We start from the raw sequence: 20475 nt of genomic DNA on the forward strand, positions 1-20475 counted from the left end.
AAGACGCGGTCACGAGAATCTGACCCAGCCCGACCGCCATGAGAAGACCGACCTCGTTCGGATTCATCAGGAATCCGCCCAGGCGCGCCACTTCCCCTCCATGCGTCCGGCGGAGGAAGCGCTCGGGCTCGACCCAGGCTCCCCAGAGCATCCAGAGCACGATCCCGGCGACCGATGCCGCCAGGATCGAAGCAAGCGCGTCCCGGATCCGCAGCACGGCCAGCATGCGATCGAACGCCACCGCGAAGCACAGGCTCTCGAGATACATGGCCGCCTGAAGCGCGGAGTCTCCGGGCGAAGAGCTGTAAAGGATCGACGCGATCGCCAGGGTCAGGACCGCGCCGTAGGCCAGAACCGGCCCCGGCGCCCGGACGCGCAGCTGCGTGCGCGGCCGACCCGCCGGAAGCATCGCCGCCGTCATCGCAACTCCGACACACACCGCCAACGACGCCAGCCGGAACGCCACCTTCACCGTCCGCGTCCCGGTCGGCTCTTCGCCCAGCGAGAAGCAGCCGATCAGCCGGGCCGACAGAATGAGGGCCGCGATCGATCCGGCCGCCGCCGCTCCCCTCATGCCCCCCTCCCGGCCGTCCAACGCTCCAACGCCTCCCGGTAGTGCGGAACCAGGTCGCGAACCACACGGGACCAGTTGAGGTCCTCCTCGATCATCCGCCGGGCGGCCGCGCCGAAGGCCGCCCACCCTCCGCGCCGTCCGGCGGCCTCAAGCTCCCAGAACGCCGCGCGAAGCTCTTCGGCGCTTCCCTCGCGCAGCACGAACCCGGCGCCGTGCCGGCGCACGTATTCTCCGGCATTGGTCTCCTGCGAGACGATCAGGCAGCACCCCAACGCCGCCGCCTCGAGCACCCCCATGGGGAACCCCTCGTGGCGCGAAGGGTACACGAACGCGTCGAGTTCGGCCAGGAGACGCTCCTTCTCCTCTCCGAAACGGGCGCCCCAGAAGACGGCGGCGTCGCCGTCCCCGAGCGCGCGCTTCAGCCTGGGCAAGTCCGGGCCATCCCCGATGATCCAGAGCGTCCCTGTCCCTCCTCCCGCCCGGTAGGCGGCGAACGCCTTCGCCATCACGTCCAATCCCTTGGCGCGCATGTCGATTCTCCCGCAGTACCCCAGAAGCGGCCGGCCGCTTCGTGCGGCCTTCCCCGATCCTTGGAAGACCCGTCCGGGCTCGTGTCCGTTGGGAACGACGAACCACGGGACCGGTCCGAACCGCCGGGGAAGCTCTTCCGCTTCGCTCCGACCCACGCAGTGAACCGACGCCGCGCCGCGCACGAGCGGGCGCTCGAAAAGCGCCGTGTAGAGTTTCTTCCACACCCCCCCCTTCTCCATGGCGCGGCGGTTGTACGCCCCGTGCGGCGTCAGAAGGTACGGGCGGCCGGTCGCCGCCAGATGCCGGGCGATCGGATAGAAAAACGGAACGAATCCGCCATGGAAGTGAACGACGGCGTCCGCGCCCAGGCCGTCGAGCGCCTCCCGCAGCCCCGCCGGGAGCGCGAGCGGCATCCCCGGACGCGGGAAGAGCCGCAACGGATACTCGCGCGGCGGCCCGGCGTCCGCTTCCGGCGTCCGGGTCAGGCCCCACACCTCGGCCGGGATGCCCGCCCGCCGCTGATGGGTCGCCAGCGCGTGGACGGCGACGTTTACCCCGTTCATCCGGGCAGGGTTCGCCTTCCCGAGCGCCAGGTGGACGACCTTCATCGCAGCGCCTTCCAAATTCCCGCCGCCAGGGAGGCCGCGGCGGCCGCCTGGGCCAGCGTCAGAGCGACGAGGACGCCCGTCACGCCCCACCGCCCCGCCAGCGGGAACACCGCCGCCGCGCCCGCGGCGCCGGCCAGAAGCGAGCCTCGGAAGCACAGCGCCGTCTCCTCCAGCGTCCGGGCCACGAACCGCAGAAGCGTCCCGGCGAAAACGAGCCCGTAAAGGGCGGCGAACCAGGCCAGCACGTGCCCGTGCGAAGCCAGATCCGGCCCGTACGCCAGCTCCATCCAGAACGAAGGCGCCGCGCCCACCGCCGCCAGATAAAGCACCACTACGCTTCCCACCCGGCGGGCCACCCGGCCCACGTAGCTCAACATGGCCCGGCGTCCCTCGCGGGCCAGGATCGCGGCCGCACGCACGGGCAGGTGGTTCTCGAGCGCCAGGAAGATCACATGCGTGGCTCCCACCAGGTTCTGCGCGGCCCGCACAACCCCCGCCGCGGCCGTCCCCAGCACGGATCCCGCGACCACGAGGAAAAGAGTCCCCGAGAACCACTGTGCCGCCGCCGTCGCCAGCATCCACCTGGAGAACGACCAGTTCTCCCGAAGCGCCGCGGCCGCGTCGCGCCCTCCGCCGACGACGGGCCGCAGGAGCGCCAGCGCCCAGACGGCCGCTCCCCCGAAACTCGCCGCCGTGACCCACAGGACCGCCGCCGGCCGTGCCGCGCCCGCCCCGCCCAGCAGCCCCGCCGCCGCCACCTGACCGCCGTAGGCCAACGCGTCCACGGCCAGCGCGCGAACCGCCCGCGCACGGGCGAAAAGCATCCGACGCGCCCCATCCTGGGCCAGGAACGCCGCGCCGGCCGCCGCCAGAGGAAAGGCCAGCTCCGCGGCGTCCCCGCCCAGAAACCCCGCGGCCGTCCCGAGCGCCACGCCGGCCAGAAGGACGAACCCCAGGTGAACGACGACGTACGCCCCTTCCATCCGCGCGCCCTCCTCGACGGACTTCTTCGGAAGTCGCGTGAGCACCGGCGCGATCACGAGCGCCTGGTGCAGGGCGCTCAGAAAGGTCACCGCCGCCCAGCTCAGAACGAAAACTCCGTACCCCTCCGGCCCGGCGCCTCGCAGGAGGAGGATCGACAGCAAGAAGGCGCACCCGCTGACCAGGGCCTGGTCCGCCAGCGCCGCTCCGAACGCCCACGGAAACGGCGCGCCCCGTGGACAGCGAACCCCCGTCATATCCGCCCCCCCATCCCCGCCGGGCGCACCTCCGTGACCGGCGACGGCCGCGGCGCGGCCCGCTTCGAGGGAGCCTCGCCGTCCAGGAGGCCCAGGTAGCGGGCCGCCACGCGACCCCACGTGTACCGGCGCTCGGCGATCCGCCGGAGCAGCTCGCCCAGGGAGGGCCATGTCCCTCTGCGCTCGGGAGCCAGAAGCTCGCGAAGTTCTTTGGCGTCGCGGAAATAAAGCGCCCGATGTTCCGTCGTCTCGCGGTTGTAGATCACGTCGAACGCGATCACGGGCCGGCCCAGGAACATGGCCTCGACGAGCGAGGGGTTGGTACCTCCCGCCGAATGCCCGTGGACGTACACCGCACAGGAGGACCTCAGCAGATCGACCCGGCGGTCGTACATCGGGTCGAGCAGACGAAGGTGCGGAAACGCGCCGTACCGCCGCCGCAGCGTCCGGCCGTATTCCGTGTCGTTCCAATTTCCCACGGCGACCAGAGGGAGGTCCGCGCGCTCCCGGAAGGCCTCCAGGATCACGTGAAGGTTGTTCTCCGGCTCCACGCGGCACACCGTGCAGGCGTACGGCCCGCCCAGGAAAGGATAGGTCTCGACGTCCTGCGGTGTGGGAGCGACCCGCCGGGCGTGGTCCGCGCCATATTCGATGAGCGCCGCCTTGCGCCCGTAGCGCGCCCGGACATCCGCCCGGATCGCGGCGTTGTCGGCCACAATATGGTCCGCCAGGGCCACCGCCACGCGCTCCGACAGCCACAGAAAGGCACGCGCCACCACGCCCCACTTCCGCCGCGCCCACTCGCGACCGTCGATGTTGACGACCACGCGGGCGCGGCTCAGAAGCCGCACGACGGGCAGCAGCAGCGCCCCCGAGACGCCCAGCAGCAAAAGCACGTCGTGCGTCCACATGGCGTGAAGCATCGAGACCGCGTCGTAGAGCACGCTTTGAATCCCGTTGGCCCGCAGGGGCAGGTACACCAGGCGCGCCCCGCGATAGCGGGCCGGCCGGTCCGGATACCGCCGCGCCTCGCAATACACCGTGAGGTCCGCCCGCGATCCCAGCTCGGTCGCCAGGTTCTGCGCCAGGGTCTCAAAGCCGCCGTACCGCGCGGGAACCCCGACCGAGCCGATCACCGCCACGCGCTTACGCATGCAGCACCTCCACGACGCGGTCCGCCCACGCGGACCGTCCGAACTGCGCCGCCTTGCGGCGGCAGGCGGACGACATCCGGCGGCGCCGCGCCGGGTCGCCGGCCAGTTCCAGAATCACGCGCGCCAGCTCGTCCAGGCGCCGTCCCTCGATCCGATAGCCCTCGACCCCGTCGTCCACGAGCTCCCGCGGCCCGCCGACCGGAGGCACGATGACCGGAACGCCGAAGGCCATCGCCTCGAGGATCGTCAGTCCGAACGTCTCGACCCATTCGTCCGGACGGGAGAGATTCAGCACGAGTCCCGCGCGCGCATAGAAGGGCGCCACGTCCGCGGTGCCCTCGTGCACGCGCAGGTTGGCCGGCCGCGGGCGACGCCGGAGGTAGGCTTCGATCTCCTCACGGGTCCCGTTGAGAACCAGCTCGAACCGGACCCGCGGCTCTCCCGCCAGCCGCTCCGCCAGGGCCAGGAATTCGGGGACACCCTTGTAGTCCCGCGGGGAAGCGACCATGAGGACGTTGAGGGGCTCGCCCGCGGGGCGCTCGCCCCCGGGGCGCCGCGCCGCCGCCTCGAGCTCCTCCGGAAGGCAATTCGGAACCAGAACGCAGGGGACGCCCGGCAGCCGCTCCTCCTCCAGCAGGTAGCGGGACACGAAGACGGCCGCGGAAGCCGTGCGGGCCGCCACGAAACGGAGCCCCCTCTTGAGAAGGCGGGGCCGCAGCGAGGTCTCGTGCACATAGTAGACCACGCGCTTGCCGAGGAGCCGGGCCGCCATCGCCGCCCCGAACGGCAGAAGCGTGTTCACGCAGACGGTTACGTCCTCCCGCCGGTAACGCCAAAGCGCCGCGAAGAGCGCCGCCTGGCTCAGGAGATAGGCCGTCAGCGTCGTCCAGAGGCCGCCGCCCCGGCGATAGGGAAACGTCCGCACGGGAACGCCCGCGTCGCTCAGGAACCCCCGCCCGCCCCGGTTCGTCAGGACCTCCACCGGGACGCCGCGGCGGCTCAGCTCGCGCACGACGCCGGCCAGAACGCGCGCGCTGCCGCTGAAATCGTTCAGGAGATGCACGCAGACCACCTTGCGCATGGCTCCATCACGCTCCGATAGATCTCGTCGAGTCGCGCGCCCTTGACGCGCCAGTCGAAAGCCTCCTCGAACCGGCGGCGCGCCGCCTCGGACATCCGACATCGAAGGTCCGGACTCCGGTAGAGCCTCACCAGGTGCGCCGCGAACGCCTCGACGGCACGGTCGTAGCCCGCGTACGGGACCCGGAGCCCGGCGGAGTCGTCCACCAGCTCGCCCGGACCGGCGTTGTCGAAGCAGAGGACGGGCCGCCCGTGGGACAGAGCCTCCGCCACGACCATGCCGGCGCCTTCGTGAGAGGGAAAAAGGAAAACCGACGCGCGACGGTAGAAATCCGGCAGGAGCGACCGCTTCACCCAGGGGACAAACTCGACGCGGCGCTCCACGCCGAGCCCGGCGGCAAGCCGACGCAGGAGAGGCTCCGCGGGACCGCGCCCCACGAGGACGAGCCGGAATCGCTCGCGCTCCGAAGGACCAAGCGCCCCGGCCGCGCGGGCGAAGGCCCGAATCGCCACGTCAAAGCCCTTGAGCGGCACGAACCGCCCCACGGAAAGCACCGTGAACGGTTCCTCCGGCGGCGGCGCGGCCTGACCCGGATCCTCCGTTCCCACCGAAGGAAACCGGACCACGCTTTGGGGGTCCAGGTCCAGCACGCCGGAAACCCGGGAGTTCATCACGAGGACCGCCTTCGCCTTCCTCGCGCACGCGCGCAGCCAGGGATCGCAGGCCCAGAAGAGGCGCTTGACCGCCCAGCGTGCGCGGTCGGCCAGGTAAGCCCGCACCCCGTACGGCCGCAGGAACTCCGCCGGGATCGGAGGGTGATGCCCGACCGGGCCCCAGACCAGGGGCTTCCCGAGGAGCCAGAGAAACGAGGGAACCCAGTCCGTGTGAAAGTTCAGGTTGTGCGCCAGGTCGAAGGCGATCCGCCGGCGCCGCACGAAGAAGGGAAGAAAGAGCTGCCAGAGGTAGAAATAGGCGGAAGCCCCCCAGGGGCCGCGCTTCCAGAAGCGGGCGATCCGCGGAAGATCAAAGTAGTGGAATCGAGGGTTCCCGGGATCGAGCCCGTTCTCGCGCACGAAGCGCTCGATGTCCGGGCGGTTGTTTTCCCGCGTGACGGCTTCCACCCGATGGCGCCGGGCGGCCTGCAGGATGAAGTTCCAGCCCATTCCCGACTCGGACCCCCGGTAGGGATTCACGTCATACGCGCTGACCAAGATGCGCCGCATGAGTCCTCCGGTGTTTGAGGATCCGCGCCGGCACGCCCCCAAGGACCACGTTCGCGGGAAACTTCCCCCGCACGACCGCTCCCGCGGCGATCACGCAATTGTCGCCGACCTCGGCCCCGTCGAGGAGGGTGACTTTCGCCCCGATCCAGCAGTTCGCTCCGACCCGGATGCCCCGGCGGGTGACCCCCTGCTCGCGGATGAGGGCGCCGGGATCGTCGAAAACGTGGTTCTCCGGATGCGCGCTCAAGTAGGGGCCGGCGATCGTATCGGGTCCGATGACCAGCCCCCCCGCCCCGCCCAGGTGGGCGAACTCTCCGATGCCCACGCGGTCCCCGATCTCGATCCCGCGGCCGGGATCGCCGAACGTGGTGGAGACGACCAGGCGGCTGTAGGCCCCGATCGAAACGTGATCGCCCAGCGTTACTCCTTCCCGGCCGAGCGCGCTCACGTACACGCCGTCGCCGAGGCGGACCCCTTTGCCGAACCGGACGCCGGCCAGGTTGAAGAACCGGACCCCGCGGCCCAGAAGGAGAAGCCGAGGGATCTTCCCCGCGAACAGCACCCGCAGGCCGCGCAGAAAGGAAAGCGCCAGCTCGAACGCCAGGGAAAGAACCGCGCCGGCTCCGACCGACGGATCGATGATGAAATCCGGCCGGCGGAATCGGCGGACCAGGGCTTCGACCGAGCGCCGGATCAGAACTCCCACGGTCACACCTCCGCGAGAATGAGGTTCGCGACCCGCTCGACCGCGGCGTCAAGCGAGTCGTTCTCCACCATCGCGTAGCGCCCGCGAGCTCGGCCCCCGGCCAGATCGGCGAAGAGGCGCACGTAGCGGTCGGTCAGGTCACGGATTTCGTCCTCGGCGAGCTCGTCTTTCCGGGCCCGCACGGCCGCCGGGGAAGCGTGCAGAAGAATGTTGACGTCCGGCTCCGTGACCGTGGGACGGACGAACCGCACCCACGCGGCCGGAAGCCGGAGGTTGCTGCGCTCGGGATCGGCGATGAAGTCGAAGAAATAGCGGTCGTAGAGCACGACCACGCCCCGCGCCGTGTAGCGCAGGTGGACGATCGCCTGACCGATCCAGTAATCGAGAAGGTAGTAGAGAAACCGCGCCAGGGAGGAAAGCATCGACCGGTTGGAACCGCGCCGGGGCGGACGCGCGGCGGCGCGCCGTTCGGCTTCGTCCCGGCCGAGGATCCACGCGCTCAGAATCGGCAGCATTCCCGGCCGATGCCGCAGGCGCGCCACGCGGAGCCGGTACCGGTCCGAGAGGACCGCCTCCACCCGGTCGAGCACGGTGGACTTGCCCGATCCGTCCGGCCCGCTCACGCTCACCACGGGCGCGCGCCGCCCCGGGGCCAGAAGCCAGGCGGCGCGGCGCAGCGCGCGGATCAGGCGCCGGAAGGGGCCGTTCGCGGGCCGCCGCCGGATCGCCCGCCGGATCCGATCCAGGGTTTGCTCCCCGGGTTCGAAGAGATCCTCCAGCCGGCGCGCGGCCCATCCGTAGGCGGCGGAGAAGCGCTCCAGGATCGCGGCGCGGTCCGCCGCGTCCAGCCGCGCGAAACGCCGCCGGTACCGATCGGGAAGGGCGGCGCCGTTGAGTGCGTGGAAGAGAAAGACATACTCGAAGCTTGCGACCGGCCCGGCGATTTTCCAGCCGTCCGCGTCCCGGCGCGCCGAATCGAGGACGCGTCCGGCGTCCAGGTACAGGAGCGTACGGCGAAGAAAGGCGTAGACCAGGTCGATCTGGAGGAACCCGCCGTCGCGGAAAAAGACACGCGCCGTGGTCGCGTGCGGCTCGTCGATCCAGCGGAATCGAGCGACCGCGGGGTCCTCCCGCAGCAGCCGCCGGACGCGATCGGCGGCCGCGCGGTCCGCCGCCAGGTCCAGGTCCGAGCGATCGGGAAGTTCCTCGACCGACCCTTCCGGGCGCTTGAGAACGGCGTAGCGTTCGGAGGCCAGCGCCCGGCGGAGGCGGGCGAGGAAGGCGGCGCGATCGTTCCTCACCCGGCCATCGGCCGCCCGCGGCGCCGTTGCCGTTCGAAGATCCGTCGAAGCGATCATGTTACGCTCCGCCCACGGCCCCCTCGGCCTCGCAGGCCAGGCCGTAACCGTAGTAGCCTTCCGCCTCGGCGGCCGAGGGGACCGCGACCTCGTTGAGGATCGCGCCCACGACGGGCGCGCGCGCGCCCGTCAGGCGGCGCAGCGCGGAGCGGGCCGCCGCGCGACCGGTCCGGCGCGCCCGGGCCACGAGCACCGCCGCGTCGCACCGCCGCGCCAGAAGCGCCGCTTCCGCCGCCTGGAGCACCGGAGGAGTGTCCACAACGACGTACTCATAGGCCTCGCGGGCCCGCCGCAACGCATCCTCGAAGACCTCCGAACCCGCCAGCTCGGCCGCCTGGTTCGTCCCGGCCGTCATGCCGAAAACGTCCACGCCCGCCAGAACCTCGCGTCGGACCGCCTGTTCGAAGGGGACCTCTCCCCGGAGGAAGTGCTCCATGGCCGGCCCCGCCTCCGGGCCGGCCGTCCGCATCGCCGTCGGCCGCCGCATGTCCGCGTCCAGGAGGAGCACCTTGCGCCCCTCCATGGCCAGGGCCCGGGCCAGGTTGGCCGCCACGGTGGACTTTCCCTCACCGCGCAGGGCCGAAAGAACCGCCACCATGCGGCCCCCCCGGACTCCTTCCAGCCGCGCGACCAGCTCGGAACGCAGAACCCGGAAGGGCTCCACCTCGCTCAAGGCGGAGCGGTCCGACAGAATCCGCGGGCCGTCGGCCGGCCCTTCGGCGCTGCGCAGCGGCGGCACCGCTCCGACCACGTCCAGCCCGAGGAATCCCTGGACTTCGGAAGCCGAGCGGATCGAATCGTCCAGCTGTTCGGCCAGGAAGACCGCTCCCAGGCCGAGAAACGCGCCCAGGACGAACGCCACGGAGACAACGACGGCCACGTCGGGCGCGTAGGGTTTCGAAGGAATCTGAGCCGGGTCGAGCACCCGCACGGAAGCCAGACCGGTGCCCGAGGTCGCTTCGGTTTCGCCCTGCCGCTTCAGATACGCCGCATAGAGCTCGCGCGCACCGGCGAGCTGGGCGTCAAGTCTCTTGTATTCGGAAACCTGCCGGACGACGTGGCCGAGTTTCCGTTCGACCTCGGCGAGTTCCCCCTGGACGGCCCGTTCCTCCTCCTCCGCGGCCTCGAGCTGGGCGGCGAGCGCTTCGAGCATCGCGCGCAAGGCGTCCTGAATCTTGGCGCTCAGGCGGACCTGTTGCTCCCGCAGGGCGATGACGGCCGGATGCTCCTCGAGCAGCTCCTCGCGCCTCCGGGCGAGCTCGGACTCGACCTCCTCCTGGCGGGCGATCAGCGCTTCCAGATTCCGGGAAGAGAAGGCCGGATTGAATGCGCCCCCTTTGCGTCCCTCGGCGGCACCTTCGAGCGCTTTGAGGCGCGCGCGGGTTTCGATCCGACTCAGCCGGATCCGGGTGAGGCGTTCCATCAGGGAGCGTTGGGACTCGAGGAGGGCGGCGTACTGGTCCTGGGGGGGCAGAAACCTGTTGCGCGCCAGGAATTCCTGGAGGGCGCGTTCGGCGTCCTCGACGCCCTGGCGGATGGCGGGCAGGGCCGCCTTGGCCAGCATCTCGGCCGTGCCGGCCCGGCGTTCCCGGAGACGGCGGTTGACCTCCTCGAGATAACGCGAAACAAGGACGTTGACGATCTGGGTGGCCTTTCGCGGATCGGCATCCACGAAGCCGACCTTGAGGATGAAACTTGAACGCACGGGCTCCACGCGCACCTGCCGCGCGAAGGCCCGAAGAGGATCCTTCTGGGCGGCATATTCGGCGCGCAGCTCGTCGGGCAGCGAAGCGAGAACGTCCGCGTGGAGCGAGGCGCTCGTCAGGATGGCTTCCTGCGTACGGTAGTAGTTCTCCCAGAGGGTGCGGCTGGCCAGAAGGGCGGGGTCCTGTCCGTCCGTGGACAGAACGGGCGACTCGGGGCGGATCTCGAGGGTGGCTTGGGGACGGTAAAGGGGCGTCGTGGACAAAACCCAGCCCGCCCCGAGGGCGACGGTCAAGATCCACGCGGCGACCAGGATCCGGCGGCGGCGCCGAAGGATCAGCAGGAGCCGGCGCAGCGCGGGGATTTCGTCCGCGCCCCGGCCCCCCCCGACGTCCCGTCCGTCCGCCATTCCGGAATCCCCCGCCGCCGGGCGGCGGACCGCCCCCCGGCGATCCTCGAACGTCCCCCTGAACCGACCGGCCTCTTCCCGCAAGGGCCGTGCCAGAGGGGAGCCCGCGCGGAAAAGGCGGCCGGAACATCAAATTTGCATGACCGGGGACAAAAATGTGACTCACCCGCACGAAAACCCTTCCGACGGGTGATGCAAATGTGCGTTCGGGCCGCCGCAGGGCCTTCCGGAGATCGATGGCACGGCCTTTGCGAACGAGCGGATTCCGGGGGGCCGGTGGACCCTCCGAGGGAGGTCGCCTTGGACCTGAAGGCCGCGCTCCGCGGGCTGCACCGCATGCTGGGCCGATGGCTTGCCCTGGGTCCGCGCCGCCGACGGCACGCCCACCGGGACCTCGAGGAGCGCGTGCGCTGCCTGATGGCGCGCTTCCGCTTCCCCGCGGCCCGGCGGCTCGTGGAGCGCGCGGCGGCCGACCTTCCCCAGGAAACGCGCCTCGCGCTCCTGCGTCTCTGCGGAAACCGCCTGGCGCTCGGGCGCGAGCTGGCGGGGCTCGGCCGCTGGTCGGAGGCCGCCCGGGAGCTCCAGACCTTCACCCCCGACCACGCCGGATATGCCGAAGCCGCCGAACTCCTGGGCCGTTGTTACGCGGCCCTGGGCCTGACCGCCCTGGCCCGGGAAAAGTACGAGGAGCTGCTCGCGTGGAAACCTCTCAGCCGCTTCAACGTGGGGCTCTACCTGGACTACTGGAATCTGCTCCGCGCCCTGGGCGATGCGCGGAAAGCGGATGAGATCAAACAGCGCGTCCTGGCGGTGGACATCGATTGCGAAGCCGGCCTTTCGGAAGGGGCCCCGGCCGACGGCGCCGCGGGCGCGGAGGCTCCAGCGGGCCTGACGATGGAGGGCACCCTCGACGCCGTCAGCTTGGTCGATGTGTTCCAGATGCTCTCGGTCGGCCGGCGGAAGGGAACGCTCGTCCTGTGGGATGGGGAGAGCCGCAAGTCGATCTACTTCGGGGACGGATGCGTGCGCCTCCTGTCTTCCGGCCGTCGAAAGGGCCTGCGGGTGGGCGAGATCCTCGTTCGCCGCGGGCGGATCACGCGCACGCAGCTCGAGGACATCATGCGGCGCCACCGGGATTCCGCGCGCCGCCTGGGCGACGTGCTCGTCGGCATGGGCCTGATCACGGGCGAGGAGCTTGCCGACGCGCTGCGCCGCCAGGTGGAAGAGGAGATCTGGGACCTCTTCCTCTGGCACGGAGCCTCGTTCCGTTTCATCGACGGACCGCCGGTCCACGAACTTCTCGATCCGACGAATCGGGCGCTCGAGCTCGCGCTGGACGTGACGCCGCTCCTCCTGGAAGCCGTCCACCGGGCGGACGAGTGGGCCGAAATCAGCCGCAGCCTTCCCACCGTCGACTGCGTCCTGGAACCCACGGGCGCCGGCGAGGCCCCGTCCCCCCCTGCACCCGCGGGCGCGCTTTTGGACGGCCACCGCACCGTGCGCGAGATCATCGAAGCATCGGACCAGCCGCGCCTCGAGGTCTTCCGCGCCCTCATGGACGCCTTGAGGTCGGGACGGGCGCGCCTGCTTCCCCCGAGGGAGCTGGCGGCCCTGGCGAGAAAGGAGGTGGCCGGGGGCGATCCGGAGCGGGCCGTGCGCCTCTTTGAAGGGGCCGCCGCGATGGCCCCCCGGGACGAGAGAGTCCTGGCCGAATGCGCGGTCGGCCTCGAAGAGGAGGGCCGCTGGCCTCAGGCCGCGCGACTCTACGACCGGCTGGCCGAACTGGCCGAATCCCGCGGAAAGGCAAAGCGGGCCGCCATGTTCCGCCGCCGCGGGGACGCGCTTCGGCGCCCGGTGCCGGAGGTTGAAGCAGAGGAGAGAATTCGCAATGAGGATGCGCCCCAGCCCCAAACGGCGGCCTAGAGGGCGGACATCCTCCTTTTGGGAAAGGGGAACGCCATGAAGTCCCGGCAGGTGCTGATCGTGGAAGACAGTCGGAACCTGGCCTTCCTGGCGGCCGAGGCGCTCAAGGTCGCCGGGTACCGCGTGCTCGTGGCCTACGACGGGCTGACCGCCGTGGGTCTCATCCGCAGAGAACGCCCGGACCTGGTGCTTCTGGACGTGGGCCTGCCGGGAATGGACGGGGTGCTCCTGTCCGGCTTGCTCCGCGAATGGCCCGCCCTTCAGGAGCCCCCCGTTATCCTCATGTCCGCCTGCCCGCGCGACGAACTTCAGCAGAAGGCCGAAGAAGTGGGCGCGGTGGACGTTCTCCCCAAGCCCTTCCCGCTGTCGCGGCTGGTGGAGAAAGTCCGTCGATGGGCCCCGTTGGATGAGGAGCCGCAGCGATCCACCCAGAAAGTGGGCTGATCGTTCGCACCCTCCTTAACCGATCCATGCGCGGAGCCCGGGAATGGGCTATAATGCCCATCAAAGAAGCGCCGGACTTTTGAACTATGGTTGGATCACGCAACCGCCGACGGAAGTCCGCCGTGCGCCCCTCCCTCGCCCGAGCCCCCATCCTGCTGGTCGCCGCCACCGTCCGCGCGCGCGATTCCCTTCAGGACGCCCTCCGGAAGCTGGGCATCCTGAATCCCGTCGTCGCCGTGGCCGGCACCCGCCACGCGGAACTCTACTTCGAGGGACGGGGCTTCTACCGGGACCGGCGAAGGTATCCCCTCCCGGCCATCGTCCTGCTCGACTTGAGCGTGTCGCGCCTGCGGGCGTCGGCCCTCATGAGCTTCCTGCGCCATCGTCCGACGACGCGGGCCCTCCCCATCGTCCTCCTGGGCCGTTCCCCCTCCGGCGACATCGTGCGCTGGGCCTACACGTCCGGCGCCAATTCCTACGTCGTGCTTCCCCAGGACGCCGAGATGCTCGCGGAGCGGCTCCGCGACCTGATCGCCTACTGGCTGGAATTCAACCGGAGCCCGCAATCCTGAAGCGTCTTCACGCGCAGTGCCGGCGGATGCTCTCGAAGAAGGCGTCGAGCTTGAGGGGCTTGTCGAAGTAGTCCACCCCGGGAAGAGGATTGGCCGCCACGCGGTCGCCGTACGCCGAAATGGCCACCACCGGAATCGAAGCGAGCTTCGGATCCGCGCTCATCTCCGCACGGAACCGCCATCCGTCCATCACGGGAAGCACCAGATCCAGGATCACCACCCGAACGTCGGGAGTGGCCCGGAGCAGCTCGATCGCCTCCCTCCCGTCGGCGGCCCGAAGCACACGGTACCCGCGTTCCTCGAGCAACGAACCCAGGGCCGCGCGGGTCGCCGGGTCGTCCTCGACCAAAAGCACACGGGAAGGCGGCCGCCCCGCCGCCGTCGAAGGGGGCGAAGCGGTCTCCGGGATCATGCTCGTGACCCCCCAGTAGGTCAGCAGGCGCTCCACGAGAGCCACCGCCGCCGCCGAATCGGACGGTTTCAGGATGAAGGAGTTGGCCCCCCACTCATAGGCCCGGTTCATGACGGACGTTTTCTCGGTGCCTGCCCAGACCACGACGGGGATCAGACGCAGGTCCGGATGCCGGCGCATCCACCGGAGCACCTCCAGGCCCGACCCCGACGGCAGTTCGGGATCCAGGAGAACCAGCCGCGGCAGAGGGTGGCGGGCGCGGTCCCGGAACTGCCCCTGACCCGAAAGATAGGCGAGCGCCTCGTCGACGTCACGGACGACACCCACCAGGGCATCCGCCCGTCCCAGGGACTCCAGCGCCCGATGGAAGCGGATCGCCTGATCCGGATCGCCTTCGACCAGGAGAACCGTCAGCGGACTGGATCCCATCATGAGGCACCCCGTTTTTCAGAGAGACGGCTTCCCGGACTCCTTCCTCCCCGCCCCGGTCTCCCTCACGAGGGATGATACCCCCCCGCGTCGGCCGGTCAAGAACCTCTTCCCTCTCCTCACGCTCCCGGACCCGAAGGAGCGCTCTCCACCGGAAGCTCGACCGTGAAGGTGGATCCCCGCCCCGGCGCGCTCTCGAGACGAACGCTTCCCCCGTGCGCCTCCGCGATGGTCCGCACGATGTAGAGCCCGAGCCCCAGGCCGGCCACGCGCGCCTGCGTGTCCAGGCGCCCGAAGCGCGTGAAAAGGCGCTCCTGCGCCTCCGGCGGAATGCCCACGCCCTGGTCCCGAACCACGATCCGCGCGACGCGCCGGGCCGCATCTTCCTCGACCCGCACCTCGACCGGCTTCCCCTGCCCGAACTTCAGCGCGTTCGAAAGAAGATTGGCCAGAATCTGGTCGATCCCCAACCTTCCCCAGCGCCCCCTCACCGGCCCGTCGCCTTCGAGCCGAACGGCGCTCCCGGTGAGGCGCGCCAGCCCCTCGAACCGCCGGACCGCCCGCTCGGCCGCCGCCTGCAGATCCAGCGGCTCCGGGCTGAACGCCAGCTTGCCCGCGGCGATCCGCGAGGCGTCCAGCAGGTTGTTGACCATGTCCTCCAGACGCTCGCCGTGGTCCCGCGCCGCCTCGAGGCGCTCCAGAAGACGCTCCACGGCGTCCCCGGAAAGCCCCCCGACGCGCCCCGCCTGAAGCCCCTCGAACAACGCCTGAAGCTCGATCTCCAGCGCCGTAATCGGAATCTTCAGCTCATGCGACGCGACGCTCACGAATTCGTCCCGCACCTGCGCCGCTTCCTGCGCCTGACGGAAGAGCTTAAGGTTTTCCACCGCCAGCGCCGCCGCTTCCGCCAGGGCCTCCAGGAGACGCAGCTCCCTCTCGCCGGCCGCGTGCCGCCGGGCCCAGTAGGCCCCCAGCGCCCCGATCGGATCCGGCACGCGCACCGGAACAAGCGCCAGCCCCCGCACGAAGGTCCGCCGGTACGCGTCCTGCGGTGCCCGCGGATCCTCGAGCACGTCCTCGATCGCCACCGGCGAACCGCGAAGGATCGACCACCCCGAAACGCACCGCTCGATGGGAAACCGCCGCCCCTTCCACAGCGGGGCGATCGCGTCCTCCTCGACATAGAAAACCTCGTTCCCTTCCCTCAGCACGAAGGCCGCTCCGTCCGCCCCCGTCAGCTCCCGCACCGCCCGGAGCACCGTCCGGCGAACGTGGGAAGGCTCGCGGGAGGAAACCACCTCCCGCAACGTTCTCACCAGCACGTCCGACGCCGGCGGAGAATCCGGACAGTCGGGATCATGAGCGGCCATCTTTCCCACAGTTTCCCCCGCCTGAAACAGCGAAGTCGAAGGAAGGTTTGTCGTATTATACCGAACGTTTCAAGAGGCCCCCGCGGAGTATCGCTCCGCGCGAGGAGGGCGGGGGGCCGGGGGCTCGCTCCGCGCCCCGGCCCCGCCGGCGCCGCCTCCCGTCCCCGGTCGCACCTCAAGGATGTCCCACGCGACGCACGGCGACGGGGAAACGGAGAATTTTAAGAACAGGGGAGAGGGGTAAGGGTTGGTGAAGAGGTACGGGTTCTCTCCCCTGCCCGGGGGGTTTCTCCCAAAGAATCCACGGGCGGCCGCATCGGAATGCCGGAACCGCGATCGATCGCTTCCCAAAGCTCCCGGAGATCCCGACACAGCGCTTCGATCTTTTCCCAGTCGCGCTCGATGTAGGCGCGCGCCAGACGCCCGCAGGCCGCGCCGACGGCATCCCTCAAGGTGAGCAACGTCATCGCCTCGGACCGATCGACCCACGGGCTTTTCACGGAAACCTCCTTCGGCCTCGCCTCCTTCGCGCCACCCCGGCAAAGCCGATGGAACAAGAGCAAACCGGATGCCAAAGGGAACTCCCCGGGAGGGCCTCTCCGGAAGGAACACTTTCGTGGCCCCGACCGCCAAAGTCGTGGCCCTTCCTCCGGAAGCGCCGCGCCCGCGTCAAAAGGCCGCGAACCCATGACGGCGGGCGATCTCCTGAGCCCATTCTTCCCGAAGCGCCGCAAAGAAAGGCTTCCCGCCGGGCCGGAGCAGACCCACGGCATACACGATCTTCGGATGGCTCTCGGCCGGGAACACATACCCCACCCGCACCCGCGGGTCCATCCGCGCGTCCGTGGCGTACACCACTCCCGCCTCGGCCCCGCCCTGAGCCACCTTCGAAAGAACGTCCCGCACGTGCGCCCCATAAATCACCCGGTCCGGCAACCGCACCCCCAGCCGATCCAGGGCGGCGCGCGCATATCGCCCCGCCGGCACCTGTTCGCCCGCCAAAGCCAAACTTCGGAGCTTCCCCAGATCCGGATCCGGAGCCTCCCGGGGCACCACGAGCACCAGCCGGTTCGAAAGCCAGTCGTACCGCTCCAGCGGACGCAGCCGGTCGAGCCACTCCGGAGCCGCCGCCGCGAAGACGTCCGCCGGCGCCCCCTGCTCCACCTGGCGGGCCAGCGTCGAGGTCGCCTCGAACTGAAACCGCACCCCCCGCCCGGCGCGACCGCTCCAGACGGACGCGATCTCTTCCAGCACCTCGCGCAGACTCGCCGCCGCAAAGACCTGCACCTCCGGCTCGCGCGGAGCCCCGCACCCCAGAAGTCCCGCGGCGACCATGATGACCGTCCTTATGCGCATCATCCTCCGGTCTCCTCCGACGCGCCTCGCCCGAATCTTTCCGAAGGGCCCGTCGCTTCCTATACTAGCGGAAACCTTATCTTCATCCCGGAGGCCCGTCCATGAAGCGCTTGGTGCTCATCCGCCACGGCGAGAGCGTCTGGAACAAGGAAAACCGGTTCACCGGCTGGGTGGACGTCGGCCTGAGCGAACGCGGGCTGGCGGAAGCGGCCGAAGCGGGACGCATCCTGAAGAAGGAAGGCTTCGTCTTCGATCTCGCCTTCACCTCCCTCCTCAAGCGCGCGATCAAAACCCTCTGGGTCGTGCTCGAGGAGATGGACCTCATGTGGATCCCCGTGCACAAGGACTGGCGCCTCAACGAGCGCCACTACGGCGCGCTCCAGGGCCTCAACAAGGCGGAAACCGCGGCCCAGTACGGGGAGGAGCAGGTCAAGATCTGGCGCCGCAGCTACGACGTGCCGCCCCCGCCCCTCTCCAAGGACCATCCCCACTACCCCGGCCGCGACCCCCGCTACGCGGGACTCCAACCCGACGAAATCCCCCTGACCGAATGCCTCAAGGACACCGTCCGACGGTTCCTCCCGCTCTGGCACGACCGGATCGCCCCCGAGATCCGGCAGGGACGGCGCGTCGTGATCGCCGCCCACGGCAATTCCCTGCGCGCCCTGGTCAAGTACCTCGACGGAATCTCGGACCGTGACATCGTCGAGCTCAATATCCCCACGGGCATCCCGCTCGTCTACGAGCTCGACGACACGCTCAAGCCCCTGCGCCACTTCTACCTGGCGGACCCCGCGCGTCTGGCGCAGGCGCTCCAGGCGGTCGAAAAGCAGGGAAAGGCCGCCCCGGCCGGCCCCGCGTGACGCGCCCGCTACGCCAGCGCCTCCGCCTGCCGCAGATAGTGGATGCTCTGGCGAGCGATCGTTTCGGCGCCCGGACGGTAGTCGAACACCTCGACCGAGACGTAGCCGCCATAGCCGGCGTCCCTGAGGGCGCGCAGGATGGGCCGATGGTCCACCTCGCCCATGCCGGGGCCCAGAAGGTTCGGATCGTTGGCGTGGAAGTGCGCCAAGTGGCGCGCGCTCGAGCGGATCACCTCCGGCAAGGGCCGCGTCTCCGAGCCGCTCATGGCCTTGACGTCCAGATGCAGCTTGAAGCGCGGGTGGCCGATCGCCTCCACGAGCTCGACCCCGTCGGCGGCCGTGGTGATGAAGTTCGTCTCGCGCGGCGTGAGCGGCTCAATGGCGATCGTCACCCCGCAGCGCTCCGCTTCCGGAAGCGCATATTCGAACACCTCCCGCGCGTAGGCGAAGGCGCGCTCCCGCGTGACCCCGGGCAGAAGGTTGCGCTGTTTCGGAGACCCCACGACCATCACGCGTCCTCCGAGGTCCGCGCAGAACCGCGCCAGCTCCACGAAGTACTCGGCCGTCCGGCGCCGCACCGCGTCGTCGGGCGTCGTGATGTAGAGCCCCGGGGGCTTCACCAGAAGCCAGTGGAGCCCCACGACGGGCACCCCCGCCGCCTGGGCGGCGCGCCGCAGGTCCCGGCGCCGCTGCGGCCCCACCTCCGTGACGCTTTCGGCCAGCGTGAACGGCGCAACCTCGACTCCGTCGTACCCCAGCCGGGCCACGCAGTCGAGCATGCGCTCCCATTCCCAATCCGTGAACGTCTCGTTGCAGATGGCGTACTTCACGCCGGCCCTCCCTTCGAAGGACGATGCCCGCCCACTATAGAGAAGTCGTTTTTCCGGAGCAAGATCCGAATCTGCTATAATCCCGAAACCGTGCGTCGTTTCAGCCTGCTGCCGGCCCTCGCCGCGCTCGGCGCCTGCTCCAGCGTGCGCTCCGATCTGGCCGCGGTCCGCATGGAGATCGTGGAACTGGAACGGCGCCTCCCCCCCGAGGCGCCGCTGTGGATCTCCGAGGGCCCCGACCGGTTCGACGCCTTCCTCGAGGACCGCACCGACCACGTCCCGGCGCACATCTACGTGCACCTCCTGCGCAAGCTGCACGCCATGCCCCCGGCCGAGGTGGAAGCCCTCTCCGCGGGCGACTTCGACTTCCAGGCGTGCGTGGACGACCCCTCCCGCTTCCGCGGGAAGGTCTGGCGGATCCGGGGCGTGGCGGCGGACCTGCGCCCCGAACCCGTGCGGGACGCCCTCTCGCCCGTGCCTCAGGTCTTCGCCGGCCTGCTCGTGGACGACGGGGGACGGCCCGCCGTTTTCCACGTGGTCCGCAAGCCCGACGTCCTCACCCTCCGGCAGGACGTGGTCGAAACGCGCGCCGTCTTCGTCAAGCTCGTGGAGGCCGTCACCCGCTCCGGGGCGCGGGTCACCGCTCCGTTTTTCGTCGGACAGACGCTCCGCAGGTACCTGTGAAGAAACCCGGCGACGTCGAATGGCTCTGGGCCCCCTGGAGGGGCGCCTACCTCCGCCAGGCCTCCCGCAAGGAAGCCCCCGAGACGTGCTTCTTCTGCGAGTATGCCCCCCGGAAGGATCTGGATCGCGACCACCTCGTGGTCCGCCGCGGCCGACGGTGCTTCCTCGTCATGAACCGGTACCCCTACACGAGCGGCCACCTCCTGGCCGCCCCGTACGCCCACCAGGGGGATCTCGCCCTCCTGGCCCCCGCGGAGCGCCGCGAGCTTTTCGATCTTCTCCTGGACGCCAAGGACGTCCTCGCCCGCGTCCTCTCCCCCGACGGCTTCAACATCGGCATCAACCTCGGCCGCGCCGCCGGCGCCGGGGTTCCCGATCACGTCCACTTCCACGTGGTGCCCCGCTGGAGCGGAGACGCGAACTTCATGGCCTCGGTGGGCCGGACGAAGGTGATCTCCCAGGACCTCCACGCCCTTTACGAAGAACTCCAGCGGGCGTTCCGCAAGCGCCGATAATTATTCCCGGACGTCGATTCGATCCCGTGGAGATCGTCCGATGCGAACGATCGCTCTGGCCGCGCTCCTGCTCCTGGCCCTTCCCGCCCCCGTGTCCGCCCAGGGCGTGCGGATCACCCTCAAGGACGGCACCGTCCTGGAGGGAGAGCTCGAGGGATACGAGAACGGCCGCTACCGCCTCCGCCGGCCCGGCGGAGCCGTGGAGACGATCGACGAGCGGCGCGTTCTGGACGTCACGCTCACGGAACGTCCGTCCGCGGCCGCTCCCCGCACGGGCAACGCCGCCCAGGAGGCCCGCGCCGCCTTCGAGCGCGGCGACTTCGAGGAGACGCTCCGCCGGGTCGCGGAAGCCCTGAAGGATCTCGCTCTCCAGCGGGACGACCTTCAGGCCCTGGCCGCCCGCGCCGCCCAGGCCGAACTCGAACGCCTCCTCGAGCAGCGCGACGCCGAACGCCTGGCCCGCACCCTGCGCCGCGTGCTTCCCCCCCTCC

The 20475-nt window shown here is 70.2% G+C and carries 20 protein-coding genes; 7 read left to right on the forward strand and 13 right to left on the reverse strand.

The features are described 5' to 3' along the window. The 9 genes from VNO22_16800 to VNO22_16840 form a co-directional block, all read right to left on the reverse strand. A partial coding sequence (locus tag VNO22_16800) for a hypothetical protein (GenBank protein ID HXG63033.1) occupies positions 1 to 574 on the reverse strand: 574 nt, incomplete at its 3' end. Next, positions 571 to 1713 (reverse strand): glycosyltransferase family 4 protein, encoded by a 1143-nt coding sequence (locus VNO22_16805; GenBank protein HXG63034.1) that lies wholly within the window; start codon positions 1711 to 1713, stop codon positions 571 to 573. The genes VNO22_16805 and VNO22_16800, both read right to left, overlap by 4 nt. Beyond that, the gene (locus VNO22_16810) at positions 1710 to 2951 is read right to left on the reverse strand and encodes a hypothetical protein (protein ID HXG63035.1); all 1242 of its coding nucleotides are present in this window, start codon (positions 2949 to 2951) and stop codon (positions 1710 to 1712) included. Before VNO22_16810 ends, VNO22_16805 begins: the two co-directional genes overlap by 4 nt. After that, on the reverse strand, positions 2948 to 4105 hold the full coding sequence (locus VNO22_16815; GenBank protein HXG63036.1) for a DUF1972 domain-containing protein: 1158 nt from the start codon (positions 4103 to 4105) through the stop codon (positions 2948 to 2950). Before VNO22_16815 ends, VNO22_16810 begins: the two co-directional genes overlap by 4 nt. After that, the gene (locus tag VNO22_16820) at positions 4098 to 5186 is read right to left on the reverse strand and encodes a glycosyltransferase family 4 protein (protein HXG63037.1); all 1089 of its coding nucleotides are present in this window, start codon (positions 5184 to 5186) and stop codon (positions 4098 to 4100) included. Before VNO22_16820 ends, VNO22_16815 begins: the two co-directional genes overlap by 8 nt. After that, the gene (locus VNO22_16825) at positions 5156 to 6409 is read right to left on the reverse strand and encodes a glycosyltransferase family 4 protein (protein HXG63038.1); all 1254 of its coding nucleotides are present in this window, start codon (positions 6407 to 6409) and stop codon (positions 5156 to 5158) included. Before VNO22_16825 ends, VNO22_16820 begins: the two co-directional genes overlap by 31 nt. Further along, the gene (locus VNO22_16830; GenBank protein ID HXG63039.1) at positions 6381 to 7115 is read right to left on the reverse strand and encodes an acyltransferase; all 735 of its coding nucleotides are present in this window, start codon (positions 7113 to 7115) and stop codon (positions 6381 to 6383) included. Before VNO22_16830 ends, VNO22_16825 begins: the two co-directional genes overlap by 29 nt. A gap of 2 nt (positions 7116 to 7117) precedes the next feature. Next, a complete protein-coding gene (locus VNO22_16835; GenBank protein ID HXG63040.1) occupies positions 7118 to 8416 on the reverse strand; it encodes a hypothetical protein in 1299 nt (432 codons plus the stop codon). 58 nt (positions 8417 to 8474) lie between these two features. Continuing rightward, positions 8475 to 10586 carry a polysaccharide biosynthesis tyrosine autokinase gene (locus tag VNO22_16840; GenBank protein HXG63041.1) on the reverse strand — a complete coding sequence of 704 codons (2112 nt, stop codon included), beginning with the start codon at positions 10584 to 10586 and terminating at the stop codon, positions 8475 to 8477. Between the two features lie 300 nt (positions 10587 to 10886). On the opposite strand from VNO22_16840, the gene VNO22_16845 reads away from it, so the two are divergent. From VNO22_16845 to VNO22_16855, 3 genes are all read left to right on the forward strand, one after another. Continuing rightward, the gene (locus VNO22_16845) at positions 10887 to 12509 is read left to right on the forward strand and encodes a DUF4388 domain-containing protein (protein ID HXG63042.1); all 1623 of its coding nucleotides are present in this window, start codon (positions 10887 to 10889) and stop codon (positions 12507 to 12509) included. 36 nt (positions 12510 to 12545) lie between these two features. Next, complete coding sequence (locus VNO22_16850) at positions 12546 to 12953, forward strand: response regulator (protein ID HXG63043.1); 408 nt, start codon at positions 12546 to 12548, stop codon at positions 12951 to 12953. A 122-nt stretch (positions 12954 to 13075) separates the two neighbouring features. Then, positions 13076 to 13525, forward strand: a complete 450-nt coding sequence (locus VNO22_16855; protein ID HXG63044.1) for a hypothetical protein — start codon at positions 13076 to 13078, stop codon at positions 13523 to 13525. A gap of 7 nt (positions 13526 to 13532) precedes the next feature. On the opposite strand, the gene VNO22_16860 is transcribed toward VNO22_16855, so the two are convergent. From VNO22_16860 to modA, 3 genes are all read right to left on the reverse strand, one after another. Beyond that, positions 13533 to 14369 carry a response regulator gene (locus tag VNO22_16860; protein ID HXG63045.1) on the reverse strand — a complete coding sequence of 279 codons (837 nt, stop codon included), beginning with the start codon at positions 14367 to 14369 and terminating at the stop codon, positions 13533 to 13535. Positions 14370 to 14485: 116 nt separating this feature from the next. Then, positions 14486 to 15682 (reverse strand): GAF domain-containing sensor histidine kinase, encoded by a 1197-nt coding sequence (locus VNO22_16865; GenBank protein ID HXG63046.1) that lies wholly within the window; start codon positions 15680 to 15682, stop codon positions 14486 to 14488. A gap of 723 nt (positions 15683 to 16405) precedes the next feature. Next, entirely contained in the window at positions 16406 to 17095 is a 690-nt protein-coding gene (gene modA / locus VNO22_16870) for a molybdate ABC transporter substrate-binding protein (protein ID HXG63047.1), read from the reverse strand. A gap of 98 nt (positions 17096 to 17193) precedes the next feature. Here modA and gpmA point away from each other — a divergent pair, with 98 nt between their 5' ends. Continuing rightward, positions 17194 to 17955, forward strand: coding sequence for a 2,3-diphosphoglycerate-dependent phosphoglycerate mutase (gene gpmA, locus VNO22_16875; GenBank protein ID HXG63048.1), 762 nt, complete (start codon positions 17194 to 17196; stop codon positions 17953 to 17955). An 8-nt stretch (positions 17956 to 17963) separates the two neighbouring features. On the opposite strand, the gene VNO22_16880 is transcribed toward gpmA, so the two are convergent. Next, on the reverse strand, positions 17964 to 18785 hold the full coding sequence (locus VNO22_16880) for a sugar phosphate isomerase/epimerase family protein (GenBank protein ID HXG63049.1): 822 nt from the start codon (positions 18783 to 18785) through the stop codon (positions 17964 to 17966). Positions 18786 to 18875: 90 nt separating this feature from the next. Between VNO22_16880 and VNO22_16885 the strand changes: the two genes are divergently transcribed. From VNO22_16885 to VNO22_16895, 3 genes are all read left to right on the forward strand, one after another. Continuing rightward, positions 18876 to 19469, forward strand: a complete 594-nt coding sequence (locus VNO22_16885) for a hypothetical protein (protein HXG63050.1) — start codon at positions 18876 to 18878, stop codon at positions 19467 to 19469. Beyond that, positions 19466 to 19984, forward strand: a complete 519-nt coding sequence (locus VNO22_16890; protein ID HXG63051.1) for an HIT domain-containing protein — start codon at positions 19466 to 19468, stop codon at positions 19982 to 19984. The genes VNO22_16885 and VNO22_16890 overlap by 4 nt, the downstream gene beginning before the upstream one ends. A gap of 40 nt (positions 19985 to 20024) precedes the next feature. Next, positions 20025 to 20475: hypothetical protein (locus VNO22_16895; protein ID HXG63052.1), on the forward strand; the 451-nt coding region annotated here is incomplete at its 3' end.

Source organism: Planctomycetota bacterium, assembly GCA_035574235.1.
GTDB lineage: Bacteria > Planctomycetota > MHYJ01 > MHYJ01 > JACPRB01 > DATLZA01.